Genomic DNA, 23,281 nt, shown 5'->3' with positions numbered 1-23,281 from the left:
CCGACACGGTGGTCGGACGTCGCAACTGCAAGGATGCTGTTATCCTGACGTTGGTTGAGCGTGTCACCGACAACCACCTTGCCATTCGTATCCCTGGTAAAACTAGCGAGGCTGTAATCGACGCATGAACGTTCTGTAAGTGAGTACGGTGAACTGTTCAGGCAAGATATTCAAGACCATTACGACTGCCAATGGTTCAAAAAGGATTTTGCACAGCTTCAGCAGTGGGGCACGGATGTTTATTTTGCTCATCCATACTTGTCCTGGAGCGTCCCGTAAACGAAAGGCACAACGGTCGCTTACGCCAGTACATCCCTAAAGGCGTCTCCATCGAGCTGTATAATCCCGAAGACGTGCTGGCCTTTGCCGATGAACTGAATAGCCGTCCACGAAATATTAGAAGAACTAATCTCATTGTGTAACAAATAAACAGTAATTAAGGAGCAAAAAGTTTATGTTGTTTATAATTCATATTGTTATTTTTACAATTTGGTTTATGTGGATAATAAAAAAAGGGAAATATTCATGGGGTACAATATTAACCGCTTTTTTCCTCTTTGTAATGATTGTTGATCTTGGAGAGGTAACTTTTAACTTTCTGTTTGAGACCTATAAATTCCCCGCACATTTACTTTCTAATTTTCACCAGGACAATCAAATGGGTGTCCTTCTGGCAGATGTAGTCGTTATACCCCTGACTTTTTTTATTGCAAGTCATTATTTTATCCATAGTAAAAAACGTTGGCTACTTATCATATTATTCACAATTATGCAAAGTTTGACCGAAGTTTTATATTTACGTTTAGGATACCTTGTCTATGTTCATTGGAATATCTTGATTTCGATAGCTGTCTATTTCGTTTGGTATGTTATCTTGTCAAAATATGCTCCTCGTTTTTTAAGAAAAGAAAAGCCATTCCCTTATTCGCTTATACTTACGGCTAGTGTGTATAACATTGGAGGCATGTTAGGAGGAGCTATTATGGGTGGAGAACTTCTGAAGTTTTTTCAATGGAGACCACACATTTTCATCTCTCCCCATGCTGATGACCGTTTTTCTGAAATTGGTTCTCTTACTTTACTTGGAATTTTAACTGGTATCCTGATACCCAAAACTCAACCTAAATATCGTCCAATCATATTTGGACTTTTAATCATTGTAGGTATATCTTTCTATACATTTGCAAATTGGAAGGGTTGGCTACTATATCATCACTGGAATATATATGCTACAATAATCCGCTGGGTCGTCCCTTACGCTATTATTACATGGCTGGATCGTCAGGAATCTTTCCGGACCTAAGTATAAAATATTTACAACCTCTCTAAGCTCAGCTTTGTTTAACTAAGAGACTACATGTCTCAACATGGCTTGTTTTTTTATATTGTTTTTGCCATTAGCATCAATCCAGTATTCGTTTACTGAAACATAGCCTTGTGTCACCACATCAGCCGCTGATGTTGGAGATGAAAAAGTATGTTCTTTTTTAAATGCCCAGTCGACAATTACTTTATTCTTTATCAGTTTATCGAGCAACTCACTGTATTGGCATTCTTTAAATGTTTTTGATGAGCAATTCTCTATCACCTTGTTGCCAAGCAAAACTGTAAACCCCTTATCGGAATAAAAGCCTTTTGCATCAGCGCCTGTTTTATTTTTACAATAAAAATAAGTCTTATCAGATGATATGCCAGTTGCCCTTGCCGAATCTTCCAATATTCTGTATCCTATTGAGCCCACCAACATATCACATTATCAGAAAATCCCTGCATACCAGCTAACTCTGAACGTTTAAGTATCATATTGTGAAAAGATTTCTGTGTCAGAAAATTATATGCACTGGACTGTTTGCCTGCAGACAATAATAAGTTTCAAGATATATTATAAGTGCTTTATTAGGCTCCTTTCCAGAAACTGAGCATCCTTAACTCAATCGGCCCATCTGATCAGCCAGTCGGCAATAAAATATTTATTGATTTCGAATATGCCATGTTACCTAACCTCCCATTTAACATTTCTATCTTCAACCCACCCAATAACAATTCTGTCCGCTCAACTATACTCCATTGATATGTTTACCATCGCCCGCCCACACAATGCGGGTCTACCGCCTGCCGGTACATCGTCGGCAGACTGCCACACTTGAATCGACACTTGCATCTGCTTCAAGATCATCACCATTGCAGAAAACACTAATGTTTTCCTGCCAATAATTCTAGCTACCACCTGCGGCTTGCGCCGTTGCGAAGTGTGCGCGTTAAGATGGCGTGATATTGATTTTGACCGCGGACTGTTGTTTGTGCGCAATTCTCTCGATTGGGAAAACAGCAAACTCACTCTTCGGCCAGTCAAGACCTCAACTAGCGAACGCTCAGTAAAACTTCCCGTTATTACACTAGAGGCCCTAAAAAAAGAAAAACGCCACCAGGCGGCAGATAAAATCCGCGCCGGCGGCATGTATGATGATAAAAACTTCGTCTGGCCTGGGATGATGGTCGTCCCTTCGATCCCGATCAGCTCTATAGTAAGTTTAGAAAGACCATTAAACAGTATAACAATCAAATAGACAAAGATGCTGCTTTAACCAAGGAACAAAAATATGAACGTAAGCTTCCTCTTATCCGTTTTCATGACTTGCGTCACAGTCATGCAACTGCCCTCCTTCTGGAAGGGTATCAGTAAAAGTGATATCTCAAAGACTAGGCCATTCGTCCACTAGAATCACCCAAGATATTTATAGTCATGTCCTGCCGCAGATGCAAGAGCAAGCTGCTAACGCTATAGACAAATTACTCGCGAAAACAAAATCACTTTAAGATAAATTCAGCTAAGTTGGGTAGAAAAATGTTAGAAAAAACAAAAAAGCCTGCGAAGTAAAAACCTCGCAAGCCTTGATTTCTCTGGTGGAGATAAGCGGGATCGAACCGCTGACCTCTTGAATGCCATTCAAGCGCTCTCCCAGCTGAGCTATATCCCCAGATTAAGTTTTATCGATACTACTAAATGCACCGACATAAATTATTATATATTTATAGTAACATAATGTCAAGCCTTACAAGTATTATTGAAAAGTTAGCTTGTCAAGTAATTCTATAAGCTGACCTATCTCTGGCTTAGAAATTTGACCGTTAGCACCGATAGCTTCGCCCTTGCGGCGCATTTCGTCGTTAATTAGAGAGGAAAAGATAATTACAGGGAGATGCTTTAATCTTTGCTCTTCACGTATGCGCTTTAGCAAATGATGACCATCCATTTGAGGCATTTCTATATCAGTGATTACGATATCTACCTTTGTTTCGACAGGCGCATCACTCATTGCGATATTCTGCATAGCTTCCCATGCATCTTTACCATTATTATATGGGATTATGTTAAGGTATCCAGCCTCATGAAGAGTACCTACCAGCAGCTCACGCAGCATTGGAGAGTCTTCTGCTAAAATAATAGACTTCTTATTACGCTGGCTCTTAATGTCTTCAGATTTTTGAGGAACGGTTTTTAGTTTTATGTTGATTTCAGGGTTAATTTCAGAAATAATTTTTTCGAAATCTAGCAGCAATACCATTTTGTCATTCATCTTTATAATGCCAACAACCATTGACGAATTGCCGATAGGTGGAGGTGGCTCCATAGCAGTCCAGGACACTCTATGAATACGGGACACACCATCTACTAGAAAACCAACATGGTAGTTGTTAAGTTCACTAACAATTATATTTTTAGCCGAAGACTGTTCTTCTTCACCTAGACAACGAGATAGATTAACTAGTGGCATAACACGTCCGCGCAAAGTAAACATTCCGTCAACATACGGGTGCGATTGTGGCATTTTTGTTACTGGAACTACATTAATAACTTCGCGGACTTTAGCCACGTTAATACCATAAGTCACAGACCCTACATGGAATTCAACAATTTCAAATTCATTAGTACCAGTCTCTAGTAGAATACCTTTTTTATCTAAAGCGTTATCGTTCATATAAACTCCCCCGGCTGAAAATTCAAATATTATTTGTTAGTTTTAACTTTCGCTAAACTTTCGACATAATCCTGCATAAAAATGACAAGTAACACAAAAAAAACTCACTGACTAAAGATCAGTGAGTTTTTCCTTTAGATATGTCCAGCCTTCTTTTTGCTCAATTGCATCTTCCTTTATAAGCCTGCCAATCGCACGTTTAAAAGCCGCTTTACTTATATTAAACTTCTCTTTAATTACCTCTGGTGCAGTATCATCGCTATAGGGCATTTTTCCGCCCCTGCTCTTAAGCAGTTCCATAATCTTTTGGGCATCGGTCTCTAGAGCATCTTCTTTTACTGGCCTCATGGAGACATTAATACGTCCATCTTCACGCAGGTATGTTATGCGAGCTGTAACTTCTTCGCCAACTTTAGGACGGTCAATCATCTCTGCAGTATGCATAAAAGCTATGTAGCGCTCGTTAGTAAATAAAAAGGCCCCTTGGTCAGTAAAATTATAGATTGTACCTGTTACTACATCTCCAACCTTTGCGTCTGTGGCTGGTTTTGAAGCACGTCTAAGTTCGTCCTCAACCTCCATGGTTACAGCAAGACGACCAGACTTATCTGTATAAAGTTTTGCCCATACTTTTTCGCCTGTCTTGAGCGCACCACGCATTCCAGCAAACGGCATAAAAATACCACGCTCTGCGCCAACATCAACGAAAGCACCGTCTTTGGTTGTATTTATAACTTTAACTCTGGCGATCTGCCCTTCCCTCATCAGTGGAACACGCATACTTGCTGTCAAACGTCCTTTAGGGTCTAAATAAAGAAATACCTTTACCTCATCCCCGACAGCAACATCATGCGCTTGCTGAACTTTATGGAGAAGTATATCATCTGAGGTATTCCCAGTACCAGCATCTAAAAACGCGCCTAGTTCGCTAATACGTACTACCTTAAGCGTAGCTACTGTGCTTGGTTTAAGTTTCTCATTATTACTCATAAATCTTCTCCTATTTTTCGTAAGTATGAGATTTGGCGTCGCCCCAAAGCCGCTCTAAGTTATAGAAACGTCTATCTTCTTCGATGAAAATATGAGCAATACAATAACCGTAGTCAAGTAATACCCAGCGTCCTTCACGGTATCCTTCTCTACGAAGAGCATGTATTCCCTGCTCAGATAATTTTTCTTCTATATTGTCTGATATTGCCTTAACCTGAGTTGTTGAGTTGGCACTGCAGATTACAAAATAATCTGCTACCAACGAAACCTTGTCCATGTCTAGTATAACAATATCTTGGGCTTTTTTATCACTTGCAGCAGCTGCTATCATTGTCTGTATTTGATTTATTTGATCCATGGTATCCTCCCGCGATTATAAGTCTTCATATTTAATTATTTTCATTCCAAATGTATTATATTCTTCTAATTTGTCGTGTTTCCTGCAAAATTATTAAAAACAATAAAAAAGAGCCTTGCAATTGTACATTGCAAAGCTCAAAAAAGTTAATTGCTGAGTGTATTTTGACTAGAATATGATCCACCAACTCTTTTAACACTACTTGAAAACATTTTTTCAAGCAGCTGCTTGGTTTGTTCTTTATCGTGTACCCAATAGCTTAGGCCATCTACTGTAGCAAATTGCCCTGGAAGCATCTCGGCATTAAGCGCCCCGCTTTTGAAGCCTTTTAGACTATTAACCAGTTTGATAATGTCCAGCATTGACATATCTGTTGCTACATATTGCCTAATTGTACTTGATAACGCTGGGAGCTTGACAATAGTTCCAACCTGAAAAGCCTCGTCACTGAGAGCTTTCAAGAATTTTTGCTGTCGTTGAACTCGCCCGATATCTCCAAGCTCATCATGACGAAAACGCACATATTGTCCGGCCTTTTCACCATTTAAATGCTGGTAGCCTTTTGTTAGGTGTATTTCTAAATCGGCATATGGATCTTCATAATCCATATTATTTTCAACGTATAAATCAACTCCACCAAGTATGTCAATCACTTCTATAAAGGCTTTCCAGTCGATAGTAACGTAGTAGTTTACCGGTATATCAAGAAAGTTTTCCACAGTACGTACAGCCAGCTGCGGTCCGCCATAAAAATAAGCGTGAGTTATTTTATCAAAACCCTTTTTGCCAGGGATTACAACCTGTGTATCACGCGGTATCGATAATAAGTTTATCGCGCCGCTCTCAGGATTAATACTAGCAAGAATCATGGTATCAGAGCGCTTTGCATTTGACTCTGCCTCACCATCATCCACTCCAAGCAATAGTATATTAATATTTTTGTTAAACTTCTCGGCTGGTTTTTCAGCAGCTACAATAGGACTTGTGTTTTTTGGAGCACGGAAATAGCTTGTGTAAAGATAAAAGGACGCTCCCGCTAACGATATAATAAATGCCATAAATAATGTCAGGAGTAAAAATACTCTTGACCAGCGAATTTTCCGTCGCTTATTTCGCATTTTTCCTCCCCCTCTCTAAGGAGCAAAACATTAATAAAAAAGCAAATGACTCAATTTTAGGTTATCTATTATTTAGTAACTCGTTTCTTCCTGCAATTGTATCAGGATGAATTATACTATTACGATCTACAAGAAATTTGATCGATTGATTATAGGCAGCTAATAAGGCCTTATCTAAGTTTTCCTCAGCAAGTGTACGCAATGTATCTACACCAGGAAAATCGCGGCCAGGTTCAATGATATCAGCAATAAATAATATCTTGTCTAACGTAGACATATTGCTGCCGCCGGTCGTATGCATTGTAATAGCTTGTACTATCTCTGGATCTGTTACGGCATACTCTGCCATAGCTAGCTTTGCTCCTATAGGCGCATGCAGTAGCACAGGCTGGGAGAGCTCAATATCTCCCACCAATATACCAAAAGCTTCAGCTGTTGACAATAGGCGATTACTGGTTAACTCTCGCGCACAGTCGTGCAGCAATCCTGCGAGTTTTGCTTGTTCAGAGTTACAGCCATAAACTAGCGCTAAATTTTCAGCTGTATTACTAACATTAATAGAATGTCTAAACCGTTTTTCAGATAAATTTTCAGCCAGTTTTTTCATAGCTTGATCAAAATTCATATCAATCACCCATTTACTAAATTTCGGCAAAATCTGTCAATATCCTTCAAAAAGATAAGGAAAGGCGAAAACCTTACTAGGCCAATCTATAGCTTCCTACTTATTTTGACAAAATAAAAGCCTCCCCATACAGGGAGGCATTTTTATCAAAAATTATTAACCTTGTCTTGGTTTTGCTTCATTTACAACAATTTGACGCCCGCCAAAATCGGAACCATGCATCGCTTCTACCATTTTATCTGCGTCTGCATCTTCAACTTCAACAAAGCCAAAACCTCTGGAGCGACCTGTTTCTTTGTCGGTAATAATTCTTGAAGATATTACTGTGCCGTAAGGACTGAAAGCTTCAATTAAAGAAGTATCAGTTGTTGACCACGGCAGGTTGCCTACGTAGAGAGTTTTTGCCATCGAGATCACCTCTCTTTCCATGGATTCTGTACTGCATTATCATTATCTGCGAATCCACGGATTTTATGCCTGCCTATATCTGGAACTATAAAGTTTTATTTATCAGCGGTATAAGCCTTCTTTTAAAATATAGTTTTCAACACTCTCCGGTACAATATATTTTATTGATCGTCCCTTCTTCACTCTTTCACGAATATCCGTTGATGATATTTCGAGTTCAGGTGTGGCTAAGCGATGAATACGGCGACGGCCTTGCGGACCGAAATATCTTATAATATTATCTAAAGTACTAAGGCATCCTGGCCGTGTTGCCGCTATGAAATGGCATAAATTCAAAAGTTCTTGCACTCGCTCCCAAGTCGGCAAATCTTGAATTGCATCAGCACCAGTAATAAAATAAAACTCGGTCTTTTCTCCAAATTGACTAATAAGGTGCGTTAATGTATCAATGGTATAAGATAATCCTGGCCTCGATAATTCAATGTCAGATACAAAGAAATAAGGATTAGAATAAGTGGCCATTACTGTCATTATATATCGATGAATTGCCGGAGTAACCTGCAAATCCTGTTTATGCGGTGGATTAGCTGCAGGTATAAATATAACTTTATCTAAAGAATACTCAATCCTTACTGCCTCTGCCGTGACAAGATGACCAATATGAATGGGATCAAACGTTCCTCCCATTATACCTATTTTCCGTTTATTTTCGGACATAAGTAATCTCCTATCGAAATATTCTTACATCACTATATAATAGTAAAAATCAACCAAGATAACAAGTCCAAGTTTTATTTATTGTCATTTTATTATAGATCAAAGAAACTCAACCATTAATCTTATTAATAGCATTGTAGCTATCATTATTATAATGGCCTTCAGATAATCAAATAAATCATGTTTAGCTTTATCGGTTTTATAGTAATTTATTATTGCCCATAAATATTGTGAAATTTTATTCACATATTACGCCCCTAATCTAAAGTTCGTTTGATTAACGCGCGTAAATTAAAATAACTACCATCTTACCCGATAAGGCTATGAAGGTAGTTATTTTAATTTACGCTAATTCATGTTATCTTATCTGACCGCTGCCTGTTATGATATATTTTATACTTGTTAGCTCTGGTAAGCCCATTGGGCCGCGAGTGTGTAATTTTTGCGTGCTAATACCGATTTCAGCACCAAATCCGAACTCAAAGCCGTCAGTAAAGCGAGTCGAAGCATTAACATATACTGCTGCTGAATCGACACCTTGCTGGAAACGAAGTGCATTATCATAACACTTTGTAACAATTGCTTCGGAATGGCGTGTGCTATATTTATCAATATGGTCTATTGCTTCTTCAATATCATTTACTACTTTGACTGAAAGAATTAGATCATGATATTCTGTTGCCCAATCTTCCTCGACAGCCGGCTTTACATTAGGGTTGTGCCTTACTGCCCTAGGACATCCGCGCAATTCTACGCCAGCCTCAACGAATTTTTGTAGCATACGAGGCAAAAACTCAGAAGCCACCGAACTATGAACAAGCAGTGTTTCCATTGAGTTACACACTGAGGGACGGGACACTTTTGCATTGATGGCAATAGCTTCAGCCATGTCTAAATCAGCACTTTGGTCTACAAAGGTATGACATACACCGCTGCCTGTTTCGATGACTGGTACAGTGCTATTCTCGACCACTGTTTTTATAAGCCCCGCTCCGCCTCTTGGAATGATAACATCAAGGTATTTATTAAGCTTTAGCATTGCATTTACGGCCTGTCGGTCGGTAGTTTCAATAAATTGTATTGAACCTGCAGGAATGCCAGCAGAATAAGCGGCCTTAGTTATGGTTGAAATTATTGCGAGATTAGAGTGAATAGCCTCAGATCCGCCTCTAAGGATAACTGCATTGCCTGCTTTAAGACATAAACCTGCCGCATCAACTGTTACGTTAGGTCTTGCTTCATAAATGATTCCAATAACTCCTAGCGGTACTCTTACCTTGGATATTGTCAGTCCATTAGGTCTAACCTGTGAACCCAAACCTTCACCGATTGGATCAGGCAGTGCAGCAATTTGACGCAAACCTTCAGCCATATCCTTTATTCGCTGCTCATTTAACAGCAGGCGGTCGAGCATTGATTGGGATAAGCCTTTTTCTTTACCATTTGCGATATCTTCAGCATTAGCTTTCAATATATCAGCAAATTCTGTTTCTAACGCGCCAGCCATACTTAAAAGTGCATTATTTTTTATATTAGCAGATAGATTCGCAAGCTTGCGTGCTGCAAATTTTGCCTCTTTACCTTTGTTTTCCAACTCAACACTGTAATTCACACTTATTCCTCCCCACTCCAAGAGTACACTAAGCCATTAGCACTAAGTTATCGCGATGAATTACTTCATCATACGATTTTGACCCGAGAATTTGAACTATATCATTAGTGTGGCGGCCTTTTATTTTTCTTATCTCATCCGAAGTATAATTAGCCAAACCCCTAGCAAATTCACGACCATCTTTATTTAAAACACGGATTGTATTACCATGTTCAAAATCTCCTTCAACGGAGAGTATTCCAGCCGCTAGAAGGCTCGAACCGCCATCTAAGATTGCCTGCTCACAGCCTTTATCAACAGTAACAGCTCCAGCTATTCTAGCTCCAAAGGCTAGCCAACTTTTTCTTACCTGCAGATGGCATTCTTTAGATGGAAAAATTGTGCCGATATCGCTTCCGCTCAAAATATCTCTTACAACACCATCTCTCGCCCCTGAAGCAATAACCATGGTTACGCCCGAGTTTACGGCAATTTTAGCGGCCTGCATTTTCGTAAACATACCGCCTGTTCCAAGCAGCGATCCCGCCCCCCCTGCTAAAGCTTCGACCTCAGGGGTGACTTCAGATATTACCGAGATTAGCTTTGCTTCGGGATTCTTCTGCGGATTTTCAGTGTATACACCTTCAACATCGGATAAAATTATCAATAAATCAGCGTCGACGATTGTTGCAACCATAGCCGATAGCGTATCATTATCACCAATTTTTAATTCATCTACTGAAACTGCATCATTTTCATTTATTACCGGAATAACGCCCATTTTTAAAAGCGTGAGCAGGGTATTTCGCGAATTTATATACCGCTTATGCTTGACTGAATCTTCACGAGTCAATAAAACCTGGGCAACAGTTTGCCCATACTCAGCAAAGAGTTTTTCATATGTATGCATTAATATGCCTTGACCAACTGCTGCTGCTGCTTGTTTTTCTGGAATGGTCTTGGGCTTCTCTTTTAGCCCAAGACGATCTACGCCCGCTCCTACAGCACCTGAAGTAACTAGTATAATCTCTTTGCCCTGATTTGCTAAGTCTGATAGCTCACGTATCAGCTTCTCAATCCGATAAAAATTAAGCTTTCCAGTATGATGCGTTAAAGTACTTGTACCTACCTTAACTACAAATCGCTTGGCAGAAGCCATATTTTCTCTGGTAAGCATATTCTCCTCCAATTACTTCACTCATCGCCTAAGGCAGTTCTATTTTAGACTTCTCTGGGTTTTGTTTAAATAAGAGACCATTACGGCCAATAACCTGAACCAGCTCAGCCCCAGTTGCCTCCGCTAATTCAGCGATAGCATCTCTAGGCTCTTGAGGACTGTTTTGCAAAACTTTTACCTTAATTAGTTCCCGTGCATCAAGAGCTTCTTGAGTGCTGTTTATAACTGAATCAATTACTCCAGCTTTACCAATCTGTACAACTGGGTCCATAGTACTGCCCAATGATCTTAAAAAACGTTTTTGTTTTCCGGTTAAAGCATTTTCCACTAAAAAAATCGCTCCCTATTCTTTAAATTCAAAAACCATATCTCTTATCCGAACGCTATCCCCTTCTTGGATTCCTCGCTCCTTGAGGGCAGCTTCTATTCCGAGTTTTCTCCAGATAGCCTGGAAGCGCTGAACAGCCTCATCATTATCAAAATTAGTCATCGCAACTAATTTCTCAATGCCCTTGCCAGTTACGATAAATGTTCCTTCATCATCACGGCTGATTGAGAATTCTTCCTCAGGCTTAGCTTCATAAATCTTAGTATCTTCCTCTGCTTCAGGCTCTTCAACATATTCTAGAAGAAGCTGAGAAACTCGCTGCATCAGCTGGGTCAGGCCTTCACCTGTTGCTGCCGATACAGGATATACTTCGCGCCCTTCCTTAGCCATATATTCGACTAGCTTGTTATAGTTATCCTGAGCTTCCGGTATATCCATCTTATTTGCCGCAACTACCTGCGGCCTCTTAGCCAAACGTTCGTTATATAGTTTTAATTCATTATTTATCTTATGATAGTCTTCGATTGGGTCCCGACCTTCCATTCCCGATACGTCTAGAACATGAATTATAATCTTTGTTCTTTCAACATGGCGCAGAAAATCGTGTCCAAGGCCCACACCTTCGTGAGCGCCTTCAATCAGCCCTGGGATGTCGGCAAGTACAAAACTATGACCTTCAGCGATACTTACGACACCAAGTACAGGAGTTAATGTTGTAAAATGATATGCAGCTATCTCTGGTTTTGCTGCCGATACACGCGATATAATACTAGACTTTCCTACGCTGGGATATCCGACAAGGCCAACATCTGCTAATAATTTAAGCTCTAGCTGCAGCGTACGAGCGCCGCCGGGTTCACCCTTTTCAGCAAATGTTGGAGCACGATGAACACTATTAACAAATCGAGCATTGCCACGTCCTCCACGTCCTCCTCTAGCAACAACAGCTTGCTGACCATTTTCTGTTAAATCTGCTACAACTTGGCCAGTTTCTTCATCTTTAACTAAAGTTCCAGGCGGAACTTTTATATATAAAGGCTCTGCGGCAGCGCCGTGCATATTCTTTGTTTGGCCACTGACCCCATTATTCGCGGCAAATTTGCGCTTATAACGGAAATCAATAAGTGTATTTAAGTTTTCGTCAACAACTAATACTACATCCCCACCTCGGCCGCCGTCGCCGCCGCTGGGACCACCTTTCGGGACATACTTTTCACGGCGAAAGGCCGACATTCCATGACCGCCGTCGCCTGCTTTAATTTGTATTTTCGCTCTGTCTATAAACATATTTATCCCCTTTGCAAATACAGAAACTCTCACTATATGTAATATGTACCATTGGGCGATAAATTAATCATGCACAGCTTTACGTTGACAATCTGCTGGGCAAACCTTCATTCTAAGCGGATCTGTTATCATATTAGGATCTTTAGCTATATCTTCGATATATCTTAACGCTTTTTCTACCCGCCCCAGCTGCAGCAGAGCATGAACAACCTGAATATGATTTATAAAATCATGGCGCTGAACTCTAAGTAGCCTGATTAACTCGTCACATACTTCTTTGTTTGCCGATTCGATCGTCATTGATCTTCACTCCTCGTTTTATGGCACATCGAAGTATGTTTCGCCTTATTCATACAAAATTCCTGTTTATTTTGTAACAAAAGCTGGTACTAGATTTGTGAAATAACAACAATCTAATACCAGCTTTTGCCGATATCTGATATTCTTTCCATAAAACTTACTGTAAATAAAAACAATACCTGCGGCTGATGCCGCAGGTAATCTAATTGCTTTAGATAGCTTCCATCTCATATACACTAATTTGTCTGTCGTCGCGGCCTTTGCGTTCAAAAGCAACACGTCCAGCAACTTTAGCGAACAAGGTATCATCTTTACCGATACCAACGTTTTTACCTGGATGGAAGTGAGTACCTCTTTGGCGAACTAAAATGCTGCCTGCGGTAACAACTTCACCAGCATGACGCTTTACACCAAGGCGTTTTGATTCGCTGTCGCGACCATTCCTGGAGCTACCCACACCTTTTTTTGTAGCGAATAACTGTAAATCAAACTTGAACATACTCATCTCACCTCCTGTGTTCCGAAATTCGGATATTTTGTGGATTTATTTTTTCGATCTCCAATAATCCAAACAACATCGTTTCTAAAATAGCAGCTGTTAGCTCATTCGGAGGCACATCAAGCTCAACATCTAGCTTACCACTAGCAATATCAAGGCTGATTGGAATTTGCAAATGCTTTTCCAGGCCAAGTACTGCAGTTTGGGTTAATGCAGATACTGCCGCGCAGACTATATCTTGCCCGTGCGGAGCTGTATTTGCATGACCGCTAAGACTAAATGCTGCAATTAAGCCATCCGAGTTTCGAAAAATTGCTACCTTAATCATAATTAAGCTTCAATTTTTTCGATTACTACTTTAGTAAACGGTTGACGATGACCTTGGCGTCTACGGTAGTTGGATTTTGCTTTGTATTTGAAAACCAAAATCTTTTTACCTTTGCCTTGAGCAGTTACTTTTGCAGTTACTTTAGCACCCTCTACTAAAGGTTTACCAAGCACTACAGAACCGTCTTTTACTACTGTAAGAACACGAGCAAACTCAACAGTTTCGCCTTCGTTAGCTTCTAGCTTTTCAATAGTTAAAACATCGCCTTCAGTTACACGGTATTGTTTACCGCCAGTCTCAATAATTGCGTACATCATTACACCTCCCTGCAAAATTACTCGCCGAATACGGTACAGCATCAAGCTGTTTTATAACCAACCTCTTCGTGCGGTTTGGGAAGTAAGCTAGTGCTTACAACGTTAAAATTCTATCACAATGGAGTATCACTTGTCAATTAATTCATATTATTGTCCCAACTGGAGAATAGAATACGCTTCAGGATGCATCGTCGGTATGGCCTCAATGGTTAGACTTCGTCCTATTTCTTTTTCAATGATGGATATGGCATCATCTTTTGTAAATAAGGCAGCCACTCTTGGATGCACTTGCACAACAAGTACTCCTTCCAGCCTTTTTGTTTTGGCTATTCGGCGAAGCTCTCTGCGAATATTTATGCTAACAGTTTCAGGCGATTGTACTCTCCCCCGACCCTCGCAGCAAGGACACTCACTATAAAGTACACCTTCAAAATTTTGCCTAGCTTTTTTGCGGGTCATTTCAACAAGACCTAGTCCGGTTAAACCCAAGATATTTGTTTTAGTTTTATCTCGCTTTATTTTTTCCTCAAGAGCATTTATAACAGCGTGCTTATGCTCTTCAAAATCCATGTCGATAAAATCAATTATGATGATACCGCCAATATCACGTAACCTTATCTGCCTAGCTATTTCACTAGCCGCTTCAAGATTTGTATGAAGAACAGTATGGGCTAAGTTAGTGTGACCAACAAATTTGCCTGTGTTTACATCAATAACAGTAAGTGCTTCCGTCTTATCGATAACGATATATCCGCCGGATTTTAATTCCACCTGTCGCTTTCCACATTTATCTAATTCTTCTGTTATCCCATAGTGAGTAAATGTATCTTCTGCTCCCTGATGCAATTTAACTCTTGGGAGAAGTTCTGGTGACATATATTTTAGCAGATCGCATACACGGGCATAAGCTTCAGCATTGTCAATAATAAGCTGGTCTACTTCTTCAGACAGATAATCGCGTACAATACGGATAACTAAATCAACATCACGATAGAGCAGCGTCGGGGCATTGGTACGTTTAGCTCTTGCCGCAAGAGAATTCCACAAATTATTTAGATAATCAATATCCCGCTTAATTTCTTCTTCGCTTTTTCCTTCTGCAACAGTTCTAACTATCATGCCCATGCCCTGCGGACGTACTTTCTCGGCCAGCTGCTTAAGTCGTTCCCGCTCTTCACTTCTCTCTATTCGTCGTGAAATTCCTACATAATCGACAGTAGGCATTAAAACAACATATCTCCCTGGAAGCGTCAAATGAGTAGTTGCTCGAGGTCCCTTTGTGCCAATGGCATCTTTGATAATTTGAATAATTATATCTTGACCAACCGTCAGCTTTTCATCAGTTGCCTGAGAAGGCACATCGGGATGAATATCTCCTGTATATAGGAATGCATTTTTATCGCGACCAATATCGATGAACGCCGCCTGCATTCCGGGAAGGACATTTTTAATTTTACCCTTATAGATATTACCTACAACATTACCACTCTGAGTACGTTCTATTGACACTTCCAAAAGTTCATTATCTTCAAGAATCGCCATCCTAGTTTCTTCAGGCATGATATTAACCACAATGGTTTTGGCCATAGTTCGTCTCCTTGCACTACTATAAATCAATTGGTGATAATAGAGCTTTTTCATTGGCAATAAAAATGCCAGTTCTATTAATGAGTGCAGACGCATCATTAATCTTAAGATCAAATTTATCTACTAGCACTTTAAGAACTTCTCCCGGTTTAATACTACCGCCAGGAGTAATACTAATCGCCATTTTAATCGTTAATTCCTTTTTATTTATTGAAACATTTATAGCTTCCGCGATATATTCTTTAACATCGATCTCCTTTTTACCTTTAGGAGATTCTCTAATATAGATTACTTCAAGTGAGTCATTGAATCTTTCCACTGATTGTTCTACATCATCAATCGATACCTCAGCGCTAGTAGGAACAATAATAGTATATTCAGCTCGATTTACTACCGCCATAAGGGCTTGAGTTTTTTGCAGCATATACTTTGCACGTTTTAATACTATACCAGGCGGCAGCTGCCCAGATATTTTTTCTTGAAAAGCTTCTACCGGAATGTCCTCGGTCATTTCTATATCCAAAAACTCAGCATCACTTGTAATGCCTACCGCTAAAGCTGATGCAAATGAAATTTTCATATGTGGGTTAAAACCCTCAGAATAGGCAACTTGCAGGTTTGCCCTTCTTATAGCCCGCTCAATAGCTCTTGCAAAGTCTAAATGTGAGATATAGCGAATTTCTTCACCTTTGGTTATTTCTGCGCGAAGTTTACTCATTATGCTTTTTTCCCCCAATCCAGAACTTCGACACCTAATCCAGGACATACTCCGCATGTGCTACAAGAGTCCCGTCTACAATCAGGTGTAAAGGATTCTTGTATAGCATTCTGATATTCTTTGGACAAAAACTCCTTGTCCACTCCGCAGGATAAGTGCTGCCACGGCATTATTTCGTCTTCATCACGATCTCTGCTTGCATAAAAATGCGGGTCAATTCCACATTTTTCGAAAGCTTCCATCCATACATTATATTTAAAATGTTCGGACCAGCCGTCAAATTTAACTCCGCCGCGCCAAGCTTCGAGCAATACTTTGGACAGTCTTCTATCCCCTCGTGAGAATACCCCTTCTAAGAAGCTTGTCCGCGAATCGTGGTAATTAAACGAAATACTGCGATCTCTGAGACGAGATTTGAGAAGCTGCTGCTTACGCTCAATTTCTGCTGTCTGATTTTGACCAAACCATTGGAAAGCAGTATTAGCTTTAGGCACAAATGATGATACACTGACCGTTACTTTTGCGCCGCGACGTCCTTTAATTTCTTTGTATAGGTTAAGTACGCGATAAGCTAAGTCGGCTATGCCTAAAACATCTTCATCAGTTTCAGTCGGCAGTCCAATCATAAAATACAGTTTCACACTCGACCATCCTTGACGAAACGCTGCTCCTACTGCCTCCTCTAAGTCGCGTTCAGTTACTCCCTTATTAATTACATCACGCATCCGCTGAGTGCCTGCTTCGGGTGCAAAAGTAAGACCGCTCTTACGGACTTGCTGTACTTCTTTTGCTAACTCAATGGAAAAACTATCTATTCTAAGTGAAGGTAAGGATACACTTACCCCCTTGTCACTAAAGTTGGTAATAAGCTTTCGAACAATCTCGCTCAGGCAGGAATAATCAGCCGAACTTAGTGAAGTTAAAGATATTTCATTGTACCCTGTATTGTCTACTAACTGTTTTGCGATATTTAATAATGTTTCAGGCGTCCTTTCTCTAACCGGCCTATAAAGCACACCAGCCTGACAAAATCTACATCCTCTTGTACAGCCTCTGAATAATTCAAGCATGATGCGATCATGAACTATATCAAGATATGGTACAACTGGTTTTGTTACAAATTTAGCCTCGTTTAAATCCTTTACCACTCTCTTAGTGATTAAGGCTTTAGCTTCACTGCAGTTAGGCGCAATTTTTGAAATAGTTCCGTCTTCGTTATAAGAAACATTATAGAATGAAGGCACGTATATGCCGTCAATACTTGCTGCAAGCTTAAGAAAACCAATTCGTCCGTCTGGTTTGCCATTATCTTTCCATTCAATTAATGTCTGAACCAAGTCCTCAATAACTTCTTCTCCTTCACCGACGATTAAGAGGTCAAAAAAGTCTGCGACAGGTTCAGCATTATATACGCATGGTCCGCCTCCAATTATAAATGGGTGACTGTCATCACGATCGGCTGACATTAGCGGAATATCAGCCATATCAAGCATATTTAAGACATTAGAGTAAATCATTTCATATTGCAGCGAAAAACCAAACATATCAAACTGTTTAACTGGCGTAAAACTCTCCAAGGTATAAAGAGGTATATTATGTGACCTCATTTCAGCTTCCATATCTACCCATGGAGCATACACTCGTTCAGCTGCAGTGTCAGGCCTGTCATTTAAAATCTGATACAGTATTTTTAATCCAAGGTTTGACATACCTACTTCATATACGTCAGGCAGTGCTAAAGCAACTGTTGCTTTAACTCCAGCATGATCTTTTCGTACGCTATTGAGTTCATTTCCAGTATAGCGAGCTGGCTTCATTACACGGCTAATTATAGCGGGATCAAGCTTTATCATTTCAACCTCCAAAATTCGCTAAGGCTTAAGTACATACTATCAAGGTATATATTGCCCCAATATATCCAAATCTTTACTATAGATAACTTTATTAGATTCTATATATTATAAAAAAATTCCTTTATTGTTGTAAAAACTCACCAATTTTAGCATGATACCCACGACGAGGCAGTGCTTCCCAAACTTCGGTTTCAGTCAGCGTACCACAAATACTAAACTCATCATCAAGAACTAAGAGAATATAATATTTTTCAGGATTAAACAACCTTACAATATCTCGGACTGCTGTGCCTGTCATCACCGTATAATGAGTTGTAGTCATAAAGCCACGAGACGATAAATCAGCCTTCTTATTTGCTAAAAGCCTCATTGTCCGATACCCTATTATTTTAATCTCTGCACGTGCTGCAACATACAAGAATACTGCGGCTATAGTAAGTGAAATATTAAATAGCCCCTCAGATACATAATCATATAACGCGAACGCTATCAGCCCAAAGCTAATACACTTACTGATATTCGCGGTAATTAAGGTTGCTTTTGTATATTCACATATGCAAGATAGAAAAGCTCTAAAAATACGACCGCCATCTAAAGGCAGCGCAGGAATTAAGTTGAATAATGCCAGCATTAGATTCGTTTCATAAAAAAAGACAGCAATATCTGAACTTAGCTTAAATTGATTAATCATTATATAAACAGCAGCCGCCAGAACCAAGCTTGCTGCCGGTCCGGCGGCTGCCATTAGTATTTCACTTTTCGCCGACGCTTCCCCTAGTCTATCAATACGGGCCACTCCTCCGAATGGCAAAAGCTCTATTTCGCGAACCTTATAACCTAATATTATAGCCATTACCGCATGAAAAGTTTCATGCCACAGTACTGCGCTAAATACCAACAACACTTTACCAGCCATACCGACAAGTGAGAATAAAGCAATTAACGCAATAAACCAGTTATTAAGAATCAATTGAATGTTGCCAACTTTGCCTACACGCAAGTTTTATTTACCTCCTTCAGTTGGAAACTCTCCTTTGATTCTTGATAGTGGATCAATCGCCTTACCTTTTTCACGCATCTCAAAATAAAGCATTGGTCCAGAAACAATGCCGCTTTTACCAGACTTCGCTATAACCTGCCCTTGACTTACTGCATCACCTTGTTTTACTAAAACTTCACCAAGATGACCATAGACCGTTTCAATTTCCTGACCATGTTCCAATACTATAGTTTTACCATGTTGAGCACTGTCAGCTATTGTTTTAACTGTTCCAGAGGCACTGGAGCGAACGCTGGTTCCTAACTGCGCCTCAAATTCTACCCCTTCATGCATCATCTCTTGTTTTAGCACAGGATGAGTTCTCCAGCCAAAACCAGATATTACTTTACCGTTCACTGGTTTATTCATATACATAAGCGGATCAGCTGGCTTAGTTACCACCGACTGTGCTCGTTTAAGAACAGATACATCAATGTTTTTTGGCGTGTGATTTATTATTTGATCAAAAACATAAGCAAAGTCAGTTTGCGTATTAACCATATATCTAACCCCGTTATCAACCATACGACCAAGCATAGTTTCAGAAACATGAGCCCCATAGGCAACTGTAAAGATTATCACTGCTATAATAGTTCGCTTCAGCCAGGCGTAATCAACTTCTTCTTCACGATATTGCCAATTATTATCTTTAGTTTCCCAATAGTTTTTCCAATTGTTCCATTGCTTTGCCATATATACACCCCCGCAGGCTCACTCATCTACTGGTATATATATGCCAAAACTTAGTATATATAACTACAAAACAAACTTACTACTGAGACGAGTCACTTTCGCTGCATGAGCTGATGCTAAGTGTAAATAAATTTTAAAGAACCATACAAAAAGGATGCGCAGGCCTGCGCATCCTTTTAAAATAATATTTTTTGCCGTCGCATATAAATGTTAAGCAATATCCCGATACTAACTAAATTTGTTGTTAGCGAACTAACCCCGTAACTCATAAACGGAAGAGGTATCCCTGTTACAGGCATAATACCCGCATTCATTCCTACATTTACTAGAACATGGAAAGTGAGCATTGAGCTAATTCCAGTCGCGAGTAGTGTGCCAAAATTATCTCTAGCTACACCTGCAATTTTAACACCACGATAAAGCATTATAAAGTAGAGAAGTAAAATGATCGTAGCGCCTATAAACCCTAATTCCTCGCCGACAACAGCAAAAATAAAATCAGTATGATTCTCTGGTAAAAAATTAAGCTGGCTCTGTGTTCCTTCGAATAAACCTTTTCCCAAAAGCATGCCCGAGCCTATCGCTATTTTAGACTGAATAATATGGTAGCCAGAACCAAGCGGATCAACGTTTGGATTAATAAATACAGTGAGTCTCATTTTTTGATAGTCCTTCAAAAAGTGCCAAAAAATCGGCATAAAGGCTATTCCTGCACCAAATATCATCATTAGCAGCCTGGTATTTATCCCAGCCACATATATCATACCAAACAGAATCGCGATAAAAACTAAGGCTGTCCCTAAATCTGGCTGTTTCATTACAAGTAAAAATGGAATGCCAACATAAACAAAAATAGGTATTACATCTTTAATTGTATTGAGTTTACCAGTACGCTTGTCCAAAATGTTGGCTAGCGCAATTATCATAATTAGCTTAGAAAATTCAGATGGCTGTAAACTTATCGGTCCAATTTGTATCCATCGTTGAGCTCCCAGCGCAGATTGGCCCACAAACATAACGGCCAGCAACATAACAAGATTAATAAAATATAGTATATTAGCATATCTAGAGAGCGACTTATAATCAAAATGAAGCATAACAAAAATTATTAAGAAATTCGCAATCGCAAAAAGTCCTTGTCGCTGAACATACCAGTAACGATCTTCACCTGGAGTATTAATATGAGTAGCACTGCCGATAATTATTAAGCTTGTAATAATTATCGAAATAACAGTTATTATCAATGTAAAATCGAGATTCTTTAATAAACGCCGGTTAAGCATATCTCACACTTATCCTTCCGTATGTACGTACTTACAAACCAACTATTATTATAATAGTATTTCCAACATACGTCTAGACATCAAAAACAGCACAGAAGAATTCTTCCGTGCTGTTTTTAAAATATTATTGGAAGTTTAATTAAATCATTCAGTCCTTATAGGCTCCGCGTTTCATACGTTGTACTGGTATATTAGCCACCAGCGCGACTGACGAGTTATTATTGGTAAGACTAACTTCCATATCTTTCTCGTTAATTTCCATATAATTAGATATAACTTTTATCATGTCATCTTTAAGGACTTCCATGAACTGTGGCGAAACATTGACCCGGTCATGTACTAATACCAGTCGTAAACGTTCCTTTGCTATATCTTTTGAACCAGCTGAATCCTTACCAAATATTTTCGCTAATAGGTCAAACACAGTCATTCCCTCCTTCAAATTCCCAATATTTTTTTGATTTTTCCCAAAAAGCCTTCATTAACTTCCAGTGTCATAAGCGGAACATTCTCGCCCATCAAGCGGCGAACGATATTTTTATAGGCATTACTTGCCATTGATACTGGATTAGTAATAGCTGGTTCACCACGATTTGTTGAAATGACAATAAACTCATCTTCAGGGATTATACCTAACAAATCAACAGCTAAGATTTCTATAATATCGTCAATATCCATCATATCGCCTTTCTTAACCATGTTAGGCCTGATACGATTAACGATTAGTTTAGGGTTGCTTTTTCCTTCTGATTCAAGTAATCCAATAATGCGATCCGCATCACGAACAGCGGACACTTCTGGTGTTGTCACAATAATTGCCCGATCAGCACCCGCAATGGCATTTCTGAATCCTTGTTCAATTCCTGCTGGACAATCAATAATTACATAATCAAAATCTTGGACTAAATCTTGACAAAGCTGCTTCATCTGATCTGGATTTACAGCGTTTTTATCACGAGTTTGGGCTGCTGGCAGCAAATATAACGTTTCATAACGTTTATCACGAATTAACGCCTGTTTAAGGCGGCAGTTGCCCTCAGTTACATCAACTAAATCGTAAACAATACGATTTTCTAGTCCCATAACAACATCCAAATTTCTAAGCCCAATATCGGCATCAACTAATACTACTTTTTTCCCCATCAAAGCAAAGCCTGTCCCCAAATTGGCGGTTGTTGTAGTTTTTCCAACGCCACCCTTGCCAGACGTTACGACAATTACTTCCCCCATACGGCGCAACCTCCTATATGTTAGCTGGTCCAATTACAATTATTCCATCTTTAATTCGCGCAGTTTCAATCCGTTCAGGTTTATCTAAGTTATCTGGCGCGCGTGAAATAAGGTTAGCTATCCTAATTTGTGATGCTAATAGCCGATCTGCCGTTATTAATGCATTAATATCGCCAAAGGCTCCAGCATGTACTATTCCACGGCAAGCTCCGTGTACTACGACATCTCCGCCTGCTATAACTTTAGCACCAGGATTTACGTCCCCCATAATTATTACTGATCCTTTGTGACTGACTTCTTGTCCGCCACGAAGTGTTCTAGTTATAACCAAGGTTTGAAAAGATTCAATGCTCGTCTCTTTCTTTACTTCATCTTCTGGCACTTGATATTCAGGAGCTTCTTTTAAAGTAATGCCATAATTTGCAAAAAGATTTATTAATTCTACTTGCTGATCTTGGGTTAATACTCTATGATCAGCTGAAATTTGAACAACAGTACCTTTAGTAAAAAAATTAACAGCTGATTCTAACTTAGCTTTAAGTTGGCTCAAAATGCTTTCAAACTCAATAGTCTCATTAAACACTAGCAGCAAACCATCACGGCTGCCTTTAAATACAACATCCTCGTTCATGACCTACTCCCAAATTTTACCACATGTTAATTGTTATTTACAACATAAATTCGCTTTTTTTACCAATAATCCTGCTGCGCAAAAGAATTATATTGACAGTCAGTACCCACCCGTAAAACGGGTGGCTTGATTACGCCCTATAAGGGCATGACACTAGCTGAGTCTCAAGACTCTCTGAAAAAGTCTACCAACCGCATAACCTTTTCAGTCAGCCCCTAAAGGGG

The 23,281-nt window shown here is 39.6% G+C and carries 27 protein-coding genes and 1 tRNA gene; 1 reads left to right on the top strand and 27 read right to left on the bottom strand.

The window, feature by feature from the left end:
* Positions 1-454: 454 nt before the first annotated feature.
* Positions 455-1,303, top strand: a complete 849-nt coding sequence (locus tag V6C17_RS09115; RefSeq protein ID WP_333522265.1) for a hypothetical protein — start codon at positions 455-457, stop codon at positions 1,301-1,303.
* Positions 1,304-1,345: 42 nt separating this feature from the next.
* On the opposite strand, the gene V6C17_RS09110 is transcribed toward V6C17_RS09115, so the two are convergent.
* The 27 genes from V6C17_RS09110 to minC all read right to left on the bottom strand — a co-directional run bounded on the left by V6C17_RS09110 (position 1,346) and on the right by minC (position 23,057).
* On the bottom strand, positions 1,346-1,717 hold the full coding sequence (locus tag V6C17_RS09110) for a DUF4357 domain-containing protein (protein WP_333522264.1): 372 nt from the start codon (positions 1,715-1,717) through the stop codon (positions 1,346-1,348).
* A 336-nt stretch (positions 1,718-2,053) separates the two neighbouring features.
* Entirely contained in the window at positions 2,054-2,563 is a 510-nt protein-coding gene (locus tag V6C17_RS09105) for a hypothetical protein (RefSeq protein WP_333522263.1), read from the bottom strand.
* Between the two features lie 339 nt (positions 2,564-2,902).
* Positions 2,903-2,978, bottom strand: a tRNA-Ala gene (locus tag V6C17_RS09100).
* An 84-nt stretch (positions 2,979-3,062) separates the two neighbouring features.
* Positions 3,063-3,980 (bottom strand): chemotaxis protein, encoded by a 918-nt coding sequence (locus tag V6C17_RS09095; protein WP_333522262.1) that lies wholly within the window; start codon positions 3,978-3,980, stop codon positions 3,063-3,065.
* Between the two features lie 111 nt (positions 3,981-4,091).
* The gene (locus tag V6C17_RS09090; protein ID WP_333522261.1) at positions 4,092-4,970 is read right to left on the bottom strand and encodes a CvfB family protein; all 879 of its coding nucleotides are present in this window, start codon (positions 4,968-4,970) and stop codon (positions 4,092-4,094) included.
* Between the two features lie 10 nt (positions 4,971-4,980).
* A complete protein-coding gene (gene rsfS / locus V6C17_RS09085) occupies positions 4,981-5,328 on the bottom strand; it encodes a ribosome silencing factor (RefSeq protein ID WP_333522260.1) in 348 nt (115 codons plus the stop codon).
* 146 nt (positions 5,329-5,474) lie between these two features.
* A complete protein-coding gene (locus V6C17_RS09080; protein WP_333522259.1) occupies positions 5,475-6,446 on the bottom strand; it encodes an LCP family protein in 972 nt (323 codons plus the stop codon).
* A 61-nt stretch (positions 6,447-6,507) separates the two neighbouring features.
* Positions 6,508-7,071, bottom strand: a complete 564-nt coding sequence (yqeK, locus tag V6C17_RS09075; RefSeq protein ID WP_333522258.1) for a bis(5'-nucleosyl)-tetraphosphatase (symmetrical) YqeK — start codon at positions 7,069-7,071, stop codon at positions 6,508-6,510.
* Positions 7,072-7,227: 156 nt separating this feature from the next.
* Positions 7,228-7,479 (bottom strand): RNA recognition motif domain-containing protein, encoded by a 252-nt coding sequence (locus V6C17_RS09070; protein ID WP_333522257.1) that lies wholly within the window; start codon positions 7,477-7,479, stop codon positions 7,228-7,230.
* A gap of 102 nt (positions 7,480-7,581) precedes the next feature.
* Positions 7,582-8,196 (bottom strand): nicotinate-nucleotide adenylyltransferase, encoded by a 615-nt coding sequence (gene nadD / locus V6C17_RS09065; protein ID WP_333522256.1) that lies wholly within the window; start codon positions 8,194-8,196, stop codon positions 7,582-7,584.
* 358 nt (positions 8,197-8,554) lie between these two features.
* Positions 8,555-9,808 (bottom strand): glutamate-5-semialdehyde dehydrogenase, encoded by a 1,254-nt coding sequence (locus V6C17_RS09060; RefSeq protein WP_333522255.1) that lies wholly within the window; start codon positions 9,806-9,808, stop codon positions 8,555-8,557.
* Between the two features lie 28 nt (positions 9,809-9,836).
* Entirely contained in the window at positions 9,837-10,964 is a 1,128-nt protein-coding gene (gene proB / locus V6C17_RS09055) for a glutamate 5-kinase (protein WP_333522254.1), read from the bottom strand.
* Between the two features lie 28 nt (positions 10,965-10,992).
* A complete protein-coding gene (yhbY, locus tag V6C17_RS09050) occupies positions 10,993-11,301 on the bottom strand; it encodes a ribosome assembly RNA-binding protein YhbY (RefSeq protein WP_333522568.1) in 309 nt (102 codons plus the stop codon).
* Positions 11,302-11,307: 6 nt separating this feature from the next.
* Positions 11,308-12,579, bottom strand: a complete 1,272-nt coding sequence (obgE, locus tag V6C17_RS09045) for a GTPase ObgE (protein ID WP_333522253.1) — start codon at positions 12,577-12,579, stop codon at positions 11,308-11,310.
* A 63-nt stretch (positions 12,580-12,642) separates the two neighbouring features.
* Positions 12,643-12,879, bottom strand: coding sequence for a Spo0B domain-containing protein (locus V6C17_RS09040; RefSeq protein ID WP_333522252.1), 237 nt, complete (start codon positions 12,877-12,879; stop codon positions 12,643-12,645).
* A gap of 211 nt (positions 12,880-13,090) precedes the next feature.
* Entirely contained in the window at positions 13,091-13,378 is a 288-nt protein-coding gene (gene rpmA, locus V6C17_RS09035) for a 50S ribosomal protein L27 (RefSeq protein WP_333522251.1), read from the bottom strand.
* A 7-nt stretch (positions 13,379-13,385) separates the two neighbouring features.
* Positions 13,386-13,706 carry a ribosomal-processing cysteine protease Prp gene (locus V6C17_RS09030; RefSeq protein ID WP_333522250.1) on the bottom strand — a complete coding sequence of 107 codons (321 nt, stop codon included), beginning with the start codon at positions 13,704-13,706 and terminating at the stop codon, positions 13,386-13,388.
* Between the two features lie 2 nt (positions 13,707-13,708).
* The gene (gene rplU, locus V6C17_RS09025; protein WP_333522567.1) at positions 13,709-14,020 is read right to left on the bottom strand and encodes a 50S ribosomal protein L21; all 312 of its coding nucleotides are present in this window, start codon (positions 14,018-14,020) and stop codon (positions 13,709-13,711) included.
* 150 nt (positions 14,021-14,170) lie between these two features.
* Positions 14,171-15,610: an Rne/Rng family ribonuclease gene (locus V6C17_RS09020; RefSeq protein ID WP_333522249.1), complete on the bottom strand. Its 1,440-nt coding sequence runs from the start codon at positions 15,608-15,610 to the stop codon at positions 14,171-14,173.
* Positions 15,611-15,629: 19 nt separating this feature from the next.
* Positions 15,630-16,328: a TIGR03936 family radical SAM-associated protein gene (locus V6C17_RS09015; RefSeq protein ID WP_333522248.1), complete on the bottom strand. Its 699-nt coding sequence runs from the start codon at positions 16,326-16,328 to the stop codon at positions 15,630-15,632.
* Positions 16,328-18,181, bottom strand: coding sequence for a TIGR03960 family B12-binding radical SAM protein (locus V6C17_RS09010; RefSeq protein WP_333522247.1), 1,854 nt, complete (start codon positions 18,179-18,181; stop codon positions 16,328-16,330). The genes V6C17_RS09015 and V6C17_RS09010 overlap by 1 nt, the downstream gene beginning before the upstream one ends.
* A 121-nt stretch (positions 18,182-18,302) precedes the next feature.
* On the bottom strand, positions 18,303-19,181 hold the full coding sequence (locus V6C17_RS09005) for a M50 family metallopeptidase (protein WP_333522246.1): 879 nt from the start codon (positions 19,179-19,181) through the stop codon (positions 18,303-18,305).
* Positions 19,182-19,184: 3 nt separating this feature from the next.
* On the bottom strand, positions 19,185-19,913 hold the full coding sequence (locus V6C17_RS09000; protein ID WP_333522245.1) for a M23 family metallopeptidase: 729 nt from the start codon (positions 19,911-19,913) through the stop codon (positions 19,185-19,187).
* A 176-nt stretch (positions 19,914-20,089) separates the two neighbouring features.
* The gene (gene rodA / locus V6C17_RS08995) at positions 20,090-21,196 is read right to left on the bottom strand and encodes a rod shape-determining protein RodA (RefSeq protein ID WP_333522244.1); all 1,107 of its coding nucleotides are present in this window, start codon (positions 21,194-21,196) and stop codon (positions 20,090-20,092) included.
* 148 nt (positions 21,197-21,344) lie between these two features.
* Positions 21,345-21,626, bottom strand: a complete 282-nt coding sequence (gene minE / locus V6C17_RS08990; protein ID WP_442891468.1) for a cell division topological specificity factor MinE — start codon at positions 21,624-21,626, stop codon at positions 21,345-21,347.
* Between the two features lie 8 nt (positions 21,627-21,634).
* Entirely contained in the window at positions 21,635-22,426 is a 792-nt protein-coding gene (gene minD, locus V6C17_RS08985) for a septum site-determining protein MinD (protein ID WP_333522242.1), read from the bottom strand.
* 13 nt (positions 22,427-22,439) lie between these two features.
* Complete coding sequence (minC, locus tag V6C17_RS08980) at positions 22,440-23,057, bottom strand: septum site-determining protein MinC (protein ID WP_333522241.1); 618 nt, start codon at positions 23,055-23,057, stop codon at positions 22,440-22,442.
* Positions 23,058-23,281: the final 224 nt, after the last annotated feature.

Origin of the sequence: Dendrosporobacter sp. 1207_IL3150 (assembly GCF_036763085.1) — a bacterium.
Lineage (GTDB): Bacteria > Bacillota > Negativicutes > DSM-1736 > Dendrosporobacteraceae > JBAIYU01.
The sequence above is the reverse complement of the archived record's forward strand: the minus strand, read 5'-3'. Positions and strand labels throughout refer to the sequence as shown.

What these genes read in the sequence shown, in the direction of transcription:
- V6C17_RS09115 (WP_333522265.1), top strand. Translation starts at nt 455, where the DNA reads ATGTTGTTTATAATTCATATTGTTATTTTTACAATTTGGTTTATGTGG.
- V6C17_RS09095 (WP_333522262.1), bottom strand. Translation starts at nt 3,980, where the DNA reads ATGAACGATAACGCTTTAGATAAAAAAGGTATTCTACTAGAGACTGGT.
- V6C17_RS09090 (WP_333522261.1), bottom strand. Translation starts at nt 4,970, where the DNA reads ATGAGTAATAATGAGAAACTTAAACCAAGCACAGTAGCTACGCTTAAG.
- rsfS (WP_333522260.1), bottom strand. Translation starts at nt 5,328, where the DNA reads ATGGATCAAATAAATCAAATACAGACAATGATAGCAGCTGCTGCAAGT.
- V6C17_RS09080 (WP_333522259.1), bottom strand. Translation starts at nt 6,446, where the DNA reads ATGCGAAATAAGCGACGGAAAATTCGCTGGTCAAGAGTATTTTTACTC.
- yqeK (WP_333522258.1), bottom strand. Translation starts at nt 7,071, where the DNA reads ATGAATTTTGATCAAGCTATGAAAAAACTGGCTGAAAATTTATCTGAA.
- V6C17_RS09070 (WP_333522257.1), bottom strand. Translation starts at nt 7,479, where the DNA reads ATGGCAAAAACTCTCTACGTAGGCAACCTGCCGTGGTCAACAACTGAT.
- nadD (WP_333522256.1), bottom strand. Translation starts at nt 8,196, where the DNA reads ATGTCCGAAAATAAACGGAAAATAGGTATAATGGGAGGAACGTTTGAT.
- proB (WP_333522254.1), bottom strand. Translation starts at nt 10,964, where the DNA reads ATGCTTACCAGAGAAAATATGGCTTCTGCCAAGCGATTTGTAGTTAAG.
- obgE (WP_333522253.1), bottom strand. Translation starts at nt 12,579, where the DNA reads ATGTTTATAGACAGAGCGAAAATACAAATTAAAGCAGGCGACGGCGGT.
- V6C17_RS09040 (WP_333522252.1), bottom strand. Translation starts at nt 12,879, where the DNA reads ATGACGATCGAATCGGCAAACAAAGAAGTATGTGACGAGTTAATCAGG.
- rpmA (WP_333522251.1), bottom strand. Translation starts at nt 13,378, where the DNA reads ATGTTCAAGTTTGATTTACAGTTATTCGCTACAAAAAAAGGTGTGGGT.
- V6C17_RS09030 (WP_333522250.1), bottom strand. Translation starts at nt 13,706, where the DNA reads ATGATTAAGGTAGCAATTTTTCGAAACTCGGATGGCTTAATTGCAGCA.
- rplU (WP_333522567.1), bottom strand. Translation starts at nt 14,020, where the DNA reads ATGTACGCAATTATTGAGACTGGCGGTAAACAATACCGTGTAACTGAA.
- V6C17_RS09020 (WP_333522249.1), bottom strand. Translation starts at nt 15,610, where the DNA reads ATGGCCAAAACCATTGTGGTTAATATCATGCCTGAAGAAACTAGGATG.
- V6C17_RS09015 (WP_333522248.1), bottom strand. Translation starts at nt 16,328, where the DNA reads ATGAGTAAACTTCGCGCAGAAATAACCAAAGGTGAAGAAATTCGCTAT.
- V6C17_RS09010 (WP_333522247.1), bottom strand. Translation starts at nt 18,181, where the DNA reads ATGATAAAGCTTGATCCCGCTATAATTAGCCGTGTAATGAAGCCAGCT.
- V6C17_RS09000 (WP_333522245.1), bottom strand. Translation starts at nt 19,913, where the DNA reads ATGGCAAAGCAATGGAACAATTGGAAAAACTATTGGGAAACTAAAGAT.
- rodA (WP_333522244.1), bottom strand. Translation starts at nt 21,196, where the DNA reads ATGCTTAACCGGCGTTTATTAAAGAATCTCGATTTTACATTGATAATA.
- minE (WP_442891468.1), bottom strand. Translation starts at nt 21,626, where the DNA reads ATGACTGTGTTTGACCTATTAGCGAAAATATTTGGTAAGGATTCAGCT.
- minD (WP_333522242.1), bottom strand. Translation starts at nt 22,426, where the DNA reads ATGGGGGAAGTAATTGTCGTAACGTCTGGCAAGGGTGGCGTTGGAAAA.
- minC (WP_333522241.1), bottom strand. Translation starts at nt 23,057, where the DNA reads ATGAACGAGGATGTTGTATTTAAAGGCAGCCGTGATGGTTTGCTGCTA.